Below are 3,666 nucleotides of genomic sequence, written 5' to 3'. Positions count from 1 at the left end.
GCGAGGGCGGCGCCGTCCGGCAATGTAGACACCCGGTCGGCGATGATGAAGCAGGCTGCGGCGTTCAGCAGCACGATGTCGCGATAGGCGCCGTGGGCGCCGCCCAGCACGGCGCGCAGGGCCGCCGCGTTGGTGGCGGGGTCACCGCCTTTCAGGTCTTCCGGGACCGCGCGGCGCAGGCCGGCATCCTCCGGCATCACCGTCAGGCGCCGGACCTGGCCGCCGCGCAGCTCGGCCACGGCGGTCGGGCCGGTGGTGGTCATCTCGTCCAGCCCGTCGCTGCCGTTCACCACCCAGGCGGTCTCGCTGCCCAGCTGGCCCAGCGCCTGGGCCACCGGCTCGATCCAGGCCTCGGAAAAGACGCCGAGCAGCTGGCGTTTCACCCCGGCCGGGTTCGCCAGGGGCCCGAGCAGGTTGAAGATGGTGCGAGTGCCCAGCTCCTGCCGCGCCGGGCCGACATGGCGCATGGCGCTGTGGTACAGCGGTGCGAACAGGAAGCCGATCTGCGCCTCCCACAGCGCCTCGCGCATCACCTCCGGCGGCGCCTCGACATTGACGCCCAGCTCGGCCAGGACGTTGGCCGCCCCGGTCAGGCTGGAGGCGGCGCGGTTGCCGTGCTTGGCCACCGGCAGGCCGGCCCCGGCCAGCACGAAGGACACGGCGGTCGAGACATTGTAGGAGCCGGAATTGTCGCCGCCGGTGCCGCAGCAGTCGATGGCACCGTCCGGCGCGTCGATGGTCACCGCCTTGTCGCGCATCACCCGGGCGGCGGCGGCGATCTCCTCCGGCGTCTCGCCGCGAACGCGCAGCGCCATCAGGAAGCCGCCGATCTGCGCCGGCGTCGCCTCGCCCGACATGATGATCTCGAAGGCGGCGCGGGCGTCGGCCGCGTCCAGCGGCGTGCCGAGCGCGGCCTTGGCGATGAAGGGTCGCATCTCGGTCGTCATGCCGCGTTCCGCCGTTCGGCGATGGCCAGGAAGTTCTGCAGGATCTTGTGGCCGTATTGCGAGGCGATGCTCTCCGGATGGAACTGCACGCCGTGGATCGGCAGGGTCCTGTGGCGCAGCGCCATGATCACCCCGTCCGCGGTCCAGGCCGTGGCCTCCAGGCTGTCCGGCATGGTCTCGGGCGCGATGGTCAGCGAGTGGTAGCGCGTGGCCTCGAAATTGTCGGGAAGACCCTCCAGCACGCCGCCGCCATGGTGGTGCACCGGGCTGATCTTGCCGTGCATCGGCTCCGGCGCGCGGACGATCCTGCCGCCGAAGACTTGGCCGATCGCCTGGTGGCCGAGGCAGACGCCGAACACCGGCACCCGGCCGGCGGCGGCCTGGATCAGGTCCATGCAGATGCCGGCCTTGTCCGGGTCGCAGGGGCCGGGGGAGATGACGATGCCGTCGGGCCGCAGCGCCAGGGCTTCGTCCACGGTCAATGCGTCGTTGCGGCGGACCTCGGTGTCCGCCCCGAGCTCGCCGAGATAGTGCACCAGGTTGTAGGTGAAGCTGTCGTAGTTATCGATCAGCAGAAGCATGGAATTTGCCCTTTCGAGGCAAGGGAATGGAGAGGAGCGGCGGTTATCCGGCCGGCCTCACCATCGATGCTGCTGCGAAGGGTTGCGGTTCTCAGACATGACCCATGGGCCGGTTGCCGTTGCGCGGCCGGTTGGCGAAGCGTACCGCATCTTCGGCGGCGCGCACCAGCGCCCGGGCCTTGTTGCGGGTCTCCTGGTACTCGCCCTCCGGGCTGCTGTCGGCGACGACGCCGCCGCCGGCCTGGATATAAAGCGTGTCGTCCTTCACCACCGCGGTGCGCAGGGCGATGCAGGTGTCCATGTCGCCATTGGCGCCGAAATAGCCCATCGCCCCGGCATAGACGCCACGCCGCGCCACCTCCAGCTCGTCGATGATCTCCATCGCCCGCACCTTCGGCGCGCCGCTGGTGGTGCCGGCCGGGAAGCCGGCCGCCAGCGCCGCCACCGCGTCCTTGTCCGGCGTGATCCGGCCGACGACGTTGGAGACGATGTGCATGACGTGGGAATAGCGCTCGATGATGAACCGGTCGGTCACCTTGACGGTGCCGATCTGCGACACCCGGCCGACATCGTTGCGGCCGAGGTCGAGCAGCATCAGGTGCTCGGCCCGCTCCTTCGGATCGGCCAGCAGGTCCTGCTCCAGCGCCGCATCCTCCTCCGGCGTGGCGCCGCGGGGACGGGTGCCGGCGATCGGCCGGATGGTGACCTCGCCGTCGCGCAGCCGCACCAGGATCTCCGGGCTCGATCCGACGATGGCGAAGTCGCCGAAGTTCTGGAACACCAGGAAGGGCGACGGGTTCAGCCGCCGCAGCGCCCGATACAGGGCGAAGGGCGGCAGGGTGAAGGGCAGGGAGAATCGCTGCGACAGCACCACCTGGAAGATGTCGCCGGCGCGGATGTACTCCTTCGCCCGCTCGACGATCGCGTGATACTCCTCCCGCGTCATGTTCGAGCTCGGCTCGGGCAAAGCGGGCAGGGTGCCCTCGGCCGCCGCCTCGCGGTGGGGCAGGCTCGATTCGAAGCGGGCGACCACATCCGACAGCCGCTCGCAGGCCGCCTCATGCGCCTGTTCCGCCGTCAACGCCGGGTCGGGAAACACCGGGGTGACGATGGTGACCACGTCGGCGATGGTGTCGAAAACGCAGACGATGGTCGGCCGCATCATGATCGAATCCGGCACGCCCAGCGTGTCCGGATTGGTGTCCGGCAGGGTCTCCATCTGCCGGACCATGTCATAGCCGAGATAGCCGAACAGGCCGGCGGCCAGCGGCGGGAAGCCGCGCGGCAGGTCGATGCGCGATTCCGCGATCAGGTCGCGCAGGCTGTCGAGCGGCGCCGTGGCCACCGGCTCGAAGGTGTCGAGGCCGGCGAGCGCCTTGCGGTTGATCTCGACCGCATCGCCGCGGCAGCGCCAGATCAGGTCGGGCTTGAGGCCGATGGCGCTGTAGCGGCCGCGGATGGCGCCGCCCTCGACCGATTCGAGCAGGAAGGAATAGGGCTCGTCCCCGGCCAGCTTGAGCATGGCCGAGACGGGGGTGTCGAGATCGGAGACGAGGCGGGTCCAGACGACCTGGGGCTTACCGGCGCGATAGGTCTCGGCGAAGGCGTCAAAAGCCGTGGATTCCGGCATGGGTGTGACCTGCAATCAGGGGAGCGGGATGGGCGGGGGCGGAACGGTCGCCGCCACGCCATCGCTCCCCGCCGCCTGCCCGGGCTCCCCAGGCCGCAGCGTCCCCCTCCGACGGCCAGCGCCAGCCCGCCGCCACTCCACGCAGGGAGGACGGGGCCGCCGGACGAGGTCCGGCGATGGGGCGCAGCGACGCCGCGAGGGGATGCATCGACATCATTCCTGGTAGTTCAGCCGGGCGAGGACCGCCTGGTCAACAGTCACTCCATACCGGGCGCGCAGCGCCTGGTCCAGGCCGCCGCCGACATCGACCGCGAGGCCGCGCATCAGGTCCTGCTTCACCGCGGCCTCCGCCGCGGCGTCGGGCTTGGCCGGCTCGATCTTGGTCAGGCGCGCGACGATCCGGCCGCCCGGGGTCTCGGCGGTGGCGGTGCCGCCGACCTGGGCCGCGAACATGTCCCGTACCAGCGCCGCCGGAACGGCGCCGGCATTGCTGCCGTCGCGCAGCAGC

4 protein-coding genes are annotated in these 3,666 nt (G+C 70.8%); all 4 read right to left on the bottom strand.

Annotated elements, in window-relative coordinates; genetic code table 11:
• Positions 1-947, bottom strand: a 947-nt coding sequence (trpD, locus tag P409_RS29350) for an anthranilate phosphoribosyltransferase (RefSeq protein ID WP_034846755.1), incomplete at its 3' end; no start/stop codon positions are given.
• Entirely contained in the window at positions 944-1,528 is a 585-nt protein-coding gene (locus P409_RS29345; protein WP_034846753.1) for an anthranilate synthase component II, read from the bottom strand. The genes trpD and P409_RS29345, both read right to left, overlap by 4 nt.
• 91 nt (positions 1,529-1,619) lie before the next feature.
• Complete coding sequence (gene trpE / locus P409_RS29340; RefSeq protein ID WP_052121546.1) at positions 1,620-3,158, bottom strand: anthranilate synthase component I; 1,539 nt, start codon at positions 3,156-3,158, stop codon at positions 1,620-1,622.
• Positions 3,159-3,371: 213 nt separating this feature from the next.
• The coding region (locus tag P409_RS39390) for a hypothetical protein (protein ID WP_034846750.1) at positions 3,372-3,666 on the bottom strand (295 nt) is incomplete at its 5' end.

Origin of the sequence: Inquilinus limosus MP06 (assembly GCF_000767795.1) — a bacterium.
In the GTDB taxonomy this organism is placed as follows: domain Bacteria; phylum Pseudomonadota; class Alphaproteobacteria; order DSM-16000; family Inquilinaceae; genus Inquilinus; species Inquilinus limosus_E.
Note: the sequence above shows the minus strand (reverse complement) of the source record. Positions and strands in the feature narration are given on the sequence as shown.